Source organism: Rhizobacter sp. P3_C12, assembly GCF_056402735.1.
Window position 1 is genome coordinate 1 of the sequence record NZ_JBFUGW010000628.1, and the last position, 888, is coordinate 888.

Annotated in this window: 1 protein-coding gene; it reads right to left on the minus strand. The window is 74.7% G+C overall.

The window, feature by feature from the left end:
* On the minus strand, positions 1–888 hold an 888-nt coding region (locus AC1DXV_RS35050), incomplete at both ends, for a KR prefix domain-containing protein (protein ID WP_477938105.1).

The following is an 888-nucleotide window of genomic DNA, read 5'->3' on the forward strand; positions in this document are numbered from 1 at the left end:
ACGGGTGTGTCGGCGCTGTCGCCCTGCGCCTCGTCGACCAGCACGCGGGCGAGCCGGTCCTCGGCCTCGCTCTCGGGTGCCGGCAGCAGCACGTCGACGACACGGCAGCGCAGCGACGGGATCTCCTGGCCCATCACCCGCGCGAGGCCGAGCAGCGTCGCCTTCTCGGGCGCCAGCGGCTCGGTGCCGGTCACGTCTTCGAGGCGGTCGGTGACGACGGTCAGCGCGAGCGGTTCGATGGCTTTTGCCTCGACCGCCTGCGCGAACGCCAGCAGGCTCAGGTAGCCAAGCTCCAGCTTCGGCCTCGCGGCCGCGCCGCGCTGGCCGTCGAGGCTCCACAGGTGCAGCACCTGCGTCAATGGGCCGTCGGCCTGCAGCGCGTTCAGCAGTTCGTCGAAGTCGGCACGCTCGGCCGGCCGCACGGTGTACTGCTGTGCCGCGTTGCGGGCGAAGCGCGCGCCGGGCTGCGCGAAGCTGACGCGCGCGCCGCGCTGGCGCAGCTCGCGCAGCACGCTGGCGCTGATGCTGTCCACGTCGCCGAGCACCAGCACGTGGCCGCCCGGCTCGGATCCGGCGGCCGGCCGCGGCGCTGCACTGCGCTGCCAGCTCGGTGCGTAGAAGATGTTCCCGTCGGCCTTCGGCGCAGCCTGTTCGCCGGCCTCCACCCAGTACCGGCGGCGCTGGAAGGCATAGGTGGGCAGCGGCACGCGGCGCCGCGCGGCGCCCTCGCGCCAGGCCGACCAGTCGATCGGCACCCCCGCGACCCAGGCCGCGGCCACCGTGCCGGCCAGTTGCTGCGCATTGCGCGCATGCTGCTGCGGATGGGCCTGGCTGGCCCACACGCCCACGGCCGTGGCCGCACCCGGATGCTGGCGCGCGAGGCTGCTC